5 protein-coding genes are annotated in these 6080 nt (G+C 52.5%); 2 read left to right on the top strand and 3 right to left on the bottom strand.

Going from position 1 to position 6080, the window contains the following annotated elements; translation table 11 throughout:
• The first annotated feature begins 335 nt into the window (after positions 1-335).
• Complete coding sequence (locus AC0QH1_RS07465; protein WP_324630380.1) at positions 336-1019, top strand: ComF family protein; 684 nt, start codon at positions 336-338, stop codon at positions 1017-1019.
• Positions 1020-1093: 74 nt separating this feature from the next.
• On the opposite strand, the gene rbsK is transcribed toward AC0QH1_RS07465, so the two are convergent.
• On the bottom strand, positions 1094-2017 hold the full coding sequence (rbsK, locus tag AC0QH1_RS07460) for a ribokinase (protein WP_324630378.1): 924 nt from the start codon (positions 2015-2017) through the stop codon (positions 1094-1096).
• A gap of 209 nt (positions 2018-2226) precedes the next feature.
• Positions 2227-4008, bottom strand: coding sequence for a gamma-glutamyltransferase (gene ggt, locus AC0QH1_RS07455; RefSeq protein ID WP_324630377.1), 1782 nt, complete (start codon positions 4006-4008; stop codon positions 2227-2229).
• Between the two features lie 257 nt (positions 4009-4265).
• Between ggt and AC0QH1_RS07450 the strand changes: the two genes are divergently transcribed.
• A complete protein-coding gene (locus tag AC0QH1_RS07450) occupies positions 4266-4808 on the top strand; it encodes a hypothetical protein (protein WP_324630375.1) in 543 nt (180 codons plus the stop codon).
• 492 nt (positions 4809-5300) lie between these two features.
• Here AC0QH1_RS07450 and AC0QH1_RS07445 read toward each other — a convergent pair whose 3' ends face one another.
• Positions 5301-6044 (bottom strand): queuosine precursor transporter, encoded by a 744-nt coding sequence (locus AC0QH1_RS07445; protein WP_324630374.1) that lies wholly within the window; start codon positions 6042-6044, stop codon positions 5301-5303.
• Positions 6045-6080: the final 36 nt, after the last annotated feature.

Here is a 6080-nt window from a genome sequence, read left to right as displayed (position 1 = left end):
GGGGCGAATTCCTCCCCATACATAAATGACAGGGGTTTCCATTCGCCCCCCTTACCAACCCCTAATTTTCGATGAAATACAGCATAAATTAAAAATTGTAACAAAGCGCGATCGGCATTCGCCAAGGAATCGCCCTTAAGTTCAAGGAAAGGTCTATCCCGCCCGGGTTCATTTTAGTGAGAGCCTTACATCATCAAAATGTTAAAAACTGTAACGAATCGCCAGCCGCCTTGTCCCTCGGGCCTGGATTCAGGGACAATAAAGGGGGGCATTGCATCTGGCGGGGGCTGGATGAGTGCTGTACCTCAATGACGGTATGGAGAGAATAGCAACTGATGGGAAAGGGGTCTCAATTCTTAAAGGGGATTCTGAATTTATTTTTTCAACCGAACTGCGCCCTATGCGATCGCCCGAGCCAAGGCAGTTTATGTCCAGCCTGCAATAAACAGCTTCAGCAATCTCAGTTTAACAACCTGCATCAACTGCGTCCGGGCAAACCTCCAGTGTTGATTTGGGGCAGTTACGGCGGAATCTTGAAACGAGCGATCGCCGCCATGAAATATGAGGATTGCCCGGAACTGGCAAGACCCCTGGGTCACGCCTTGGCAGAAGCTTGGATAAACTCGCCCCTGGCGGCGCGCGGTGCGATCGCGGTAGTGCCCATTCCCATGCACCCGGAAAAACAGAAGCAACGCGGGTTCAATCAAGCGGAATTACTGGCCAAACATTTCTGCGAACTCACCCGCTACTCCTTAGCCGCCACCGGATTGGAACGGATCCGCGAAACCGAGGCACTCTATAGCTTATCCCGGGAAGAGCGACAAAAAACTCTCGCCCAAGCGATGGGTTTGGGCAAAGCCTTTCGCCGCAAAAAACCCTCCCGAGTCGTATTGCTCGATGACATATACACCACCGGTGCCACTTGTCGCGAAGCCATGCGCGTGCTGCAAAATCACGGAATAAAGGTGTATGGAATTGCCGCGATCGCCTCCACCCGAAAACCGGGCGAGACAAGGTAAGCAAAGCGGGCGATTGAAATCGCGCCTGGGTAGGTCAAGTCCGCCTACGCGGACTCTTTCTCTCACTTAAGGGCTTATCTGTTCTCCCGGCTAGTGAGAAAGTTATCGAAAGTTTCGCGATCGGGGAGAGAGGGTTGCGCGCCCGGTTGCATAGCCGATAGGGCACCGGCGGCTGCGCCCCATTTCACCGCCTCGCGCAAGGGTTTTCCCAGGGCGATCGCCGTTGCCAATGCGCCATTAAATGCATCTCCCGCCGCCACCGTATCCACCGCTTGCACGTCAAATGCGGGGAAAAAGAAGTTCGAGTCGGCATTAGCACAGAATACCCCTTTTGCCCCCAACTTGGCGATCGCCACTGCCACCCCGCGCCGCCGTAACTCCGCTGTAGCTTTTTGAGCCGTTTCCGCGTCACTCACAGAAATCCCAGTGAGAATGCTAGCTTCGGTTTCGTTGGGAGTGATAATATCCACCAAGGGATACAAGTCTGCCGGCAATTCGCGCGCTGGTGCGGGGTCTAGGATAACGGGTACCCCGGCATAGCTAGCCATTTCCGCCGCTGCTTGCACTGCAGGCAGGGGAACTTCTAACTGCAATAATAAAGCATCGGCATGGGGGAATAAATCACTCAAGCGATCGCAGTCCGAGGGATTGACTTTACCGTTGGCTCCTGCTACGATAATAATGGTATTTTCTCCCTTCTCGTCTACAGCGATCGCCGCCACGCCAGAGGTAGTGGAATTATCTACAACTACGCGTACGCACTGCACCCCAGACTCGCGCAACCCGCACAAGAGTTCTCGCCCAAAATTATCCTCGCCCACCCGTCCGATCACTTCGGTGGTCATCCCCAGTTTTGCCGCCGCCACGGCTTGATTTGCCCCTTTGCCCCCTGCTGCGGTAAAAAAGTCTTGCCCCGCAATGGTTTCCCCCGGATTGGGCAATCGGTGAGTGCGGGTTACGAGGTCCATATTAATGCTGCCAAACACGAGAATACTCATAAGGATGGTTTGCTCTAAAATTGGGCTACGATTCAATGGTAAATGCGATCGAGCCGATGCCATCAATCTCGGGATTTAGGTGACAATCATTTCGACGCGATCGGGTTGGGCGAAGTCAAGAAGATCGGCGGATGAATTAGGTGAGTCAACGCCTCTTTATTTATACATGCCAAGCCTCCCCCGGACGGTCGATACTATATCTCGGTATCTCACAAACCAATAGCAGTTCCTTCACCCCGGGGGTCGGCAGCACCTTGTATTGTGCCATCTTCGGTAACAAAAATCGCATTGGCATTGCCCCAACCGTCGCGCACTTCGATATTATGTCCCCGTTCCTTGAGAGATTGGACGGTATCCGCGCCAAAGCCGCCGCGTTCTAACCACAGCACATCGGGCAACCACTGGTGATGCAGGCGCGGAGCGGAAACGGCGGCACCGGCATTCATATTGTATTCGATGCCATTCAGGGCAATTTGGAGGACGGTGGTAATAATCGTGCTACCGCCGGGAGAACCCGCCGCCATCAGGAAACGTCCGTTGCGGGTAGCGATGATGGGCGTCATGCTGGAAAGGGGCGTTTTGCGCGGGGCGATCGCATTAGCCTCATCTCCCACTAAGCCGTATAAATTCGGCACGCCGGGAGCGATCGCAAAATCATCCATTTCGTTGTTTAGCACAATGCCCGTGCCGGCGGCCACCACCCCGGCACCAAACCCGCCATTAATAGTAAAGGTCATACTCACCACATTGCGATCGCGATCCACAATCGTCAGGTGAGTGGTATTGGTGGATTCTCCTTGCAGGCGCTGCAGGGTTGCCTCATCCACCGCCGTCACCTCGTCCGATCGCCGCACCCGGTCCATTTGGATTTCCTCCCGGCGCTGTTTGGCGTATTCCTTGCTCGTGAGTTGTCGCACTGGCACTTCTACAAAGTCCGGATCTCCCAAATGTGCCGCGCGATCGGCGTAAGCAATCCGCATCGATTCTACCATTAAATGTAAAGCATCCGGGTTTTGCCATCCCAAATCAGCTAAATCCGTTTCGCCGATGATATTTAAAATTTGCAATAAATGGACGCCGCCAGAAGAGGGCGGCGGCATAGAACAAATGCGCGCGTCGCGGAAGTTACCGCAAATGGGGTCGCGCCAAATCGGTTCGTAATTGATAAGGTCATTTAGGGTAATTAATCCGCCATGTTGTTGCATGTCTTGCGCGATCGCCCAGGCAACTTTTCCCGAATAGAAACTTTCCGGGTCTTGGGAAATGGTTTTTAACGTATTGGCTAAATCTTTTTGAACTAAAATATCTCCCGGTTCGTACATTTGACCCTGGCGGGTAAAAATAGCTTTAGCGGCGGTATTTTGTAATAATACATCCCGCCGTCTTTGGGTAAACCGGATAAAGCGATCGCTCAGTTCAAATCCCTCTTGCGCCAGACGAATCGCCGGTTTGACCACTGCGGACCAGGGCAACTTTCCATACTCGCGATGCAGTTCATACAATCCCGCAACCGTTCCCGGGACCCCCACCGCCAAATGTCCGTCCAAACTCGCCCTCGATTTCACCTTACCCTCATCATCGAGATACATATCCCGCGATGCTGCCATTGGGGCGCGTTCCCGAAAATCCAGCGCCCGGATTTTGCCCGTTTCCGCCTCGCGCAACAGCAAAAATCCGCCGCCACCAATTCCGGCGGAAAACGGTTCCACCACAGAAATTGCCAAAGCGGTCGCCACAGCAGCATCCATTGCATTTCCGCCATCTTCCAGCATCGCCACTCCCGCTTCCGTCGCCAAAGGATGCGCCGAAACCGCCATTCCCAGTTTACTGCGCTGGGGTTGGACAAATTGCGATTGCAAATCTGGCGGGATGCCGGCGTTGACTTTGCGCCGCTGTCGTTCCCCGATGGGAGAAACGGGAGAACAGGAAGAAAGGCAGATGCACAGGCACACCACCGTAAAGGAAAAACGGCGTAGGTGTTGGAGAATCATAAAAGTATTTTGTTGGCTGATGGTATTAGTTTTATTATAGGAAAAATGCGATCGCATGGCGAGGTGAATTTAAAGGGGAGGGAAGCTGATAAAATAGAAGAAGGGAGGTGTTTGTCTTTTGGGTTGATGTCACGGCGAGTTCGCTTGGCCCTTCCATTCCCAGAGGATCCAGTGAGAGGCCAATATCTCCCGCGCTGAAAAATGGCTGGCGGGCAACGGTTCGATTTAGCCCAACGCCCCTAGCAAGGAGGTAGAGAATGAAAGTAAAGGGAAGTCATCGACAAATTTTACACAGCATTGTTCCCCAGGATGTGGCTGAGTATTTGCAGGGGAAAGGTTGGCAGGAAAAAGGGCATTTATGCGATGAAAATTCCACGATTTGGCAGTGGCGAGAATCGGGATGTCTGTATCGCGAAATCGTCCTGCCAATGGATCGGAATGTGGGGTATTATGATTTTCGGATGGCGGATGTGTTGGAGATTTTGGCAGAGGTGGAGGAGCGATCGCAGGTAAAGATTTTGCGAGATTTGATTGCCGAAGTTCCGAATTTGGAAATCGAAGCCGTGGCGATCGCCATACCGGAAGACCTGCGATCGGAACCGGTGACGCTGATGGGAATTGTGGTAGAGAAATTATGGAAGTTTTATACTTGCTTTCCCGAGGGCGATCGCGAGTCAGCCGCCCGCGCTTACCACGAACAACTCCCCGTGCGAGTCAGGGGAGATTTGATTAAACGGCAGGGCAAGTTCTGGCTGCAAAATCCCCAAGAATTTACCATTGATGAGGAGGGAATGGAGTAGAAGACATTGTGAGAAATTTTGTCGCGAGCGGGTTTTGGGTTTGGCGTTGGAAGTGGGGCGTTGAGGAAATCGCATGGGGAACACAGAGAGGTTATACCTAAAGAAATCGAGGCCTATCTCTTTGGTGCAGCTTACGCCATTAAGAGAAATGTTGAAATTGTACCGAATTAAAGGCTAAATAAGAGCGATTGTTAACTGAGTAGTAGGGGCGAGGGAAAAGAAACCGGGTTTCTGGATTCAATTTGTTGCCTTGGGAAAGAGTTGTGTCAGAAACCCAGTTTCTCACGTAAACGGCAGATCGCTGCTAAAATTTTAGCGATCGCGTTTGCTACTTGCGCTTTTTCTTCTTAGCGCTTTTTTCCTTGCCGCTTCCGCCACCCATTGCGAAGCCATGCGGTTTTTTCTGTTGCGATGGGAATTGCGTTTGAATGGATAGATCGAGCGCCTCCGAGGTTTCCAGGTAGAGTTGGGGAACCGCGCAACGATCGCAGGTTACTCTGAGAACGAGAGAGGATTAAACCGACCCTCGCGATCGTAGGCATCCAACCCTTCCCGACGCTTGAGGAAATTAACCACCCAATAGGTCAACGGAGTTGCCAAGGCTTCATAGGCGGATTTTACCAACCATTGAACCGCGATCGCCTCAGTCATGCCCGCCAGGGGAATAGTGCCCCAAAACGCTACCGTAACGAACACCAGAGAATCCAATCCTTGTCCCACCAGAGTCGATCCAATAGTTCGCGCCCACAAATAGCGTCCTCGGGTGGCAATTTTCATCTTTGCCAGAATTATCGCATTAGCAAACTCCCCCACCAAATAGGCGAAAAACGACGCCACCAACAGACGCGGGGTAAAGCCCAAAATTTGCTCGTAAGCGCCTTGGGAGGGCCAAAACGTGGCGGGAGGCAACACCTGCGCCACCCAGATAGCCACCACTGCCAGTAAATTGCAAAAAAACCCCAACCAAATCACCCGGCGCGCCTGGGGGTAGCCATAGACCTCGGTGAGGACATCGCCACAGATGTAGCTAATCGGGAACAGCACCACCCCGGCAGTCACCACGAAGCCAAAAATCTGCACCAACTTCACGGCGATAATATTCGAGACAATCAGACAAGTGATGAATACCGCCACCACCAGGACGAACCACAGGGAATAGGAGGAATCGCCATTGTTGAGATCGCCTCGGCGATCGCGGTTAAAATGGACATCGGACCGAGAAAGATATTTGCTCACGTTTGACGTTTTCGAGCACAATAGAATGATGAACGG

Source organism: Phormidium sp. CCY1219 (genome assembly GCF_055795085.1).
Note: the sequence above shows the minus strand (reverse complement) of the source record. Positions and strands in the feature narration are given on the sequence as shown.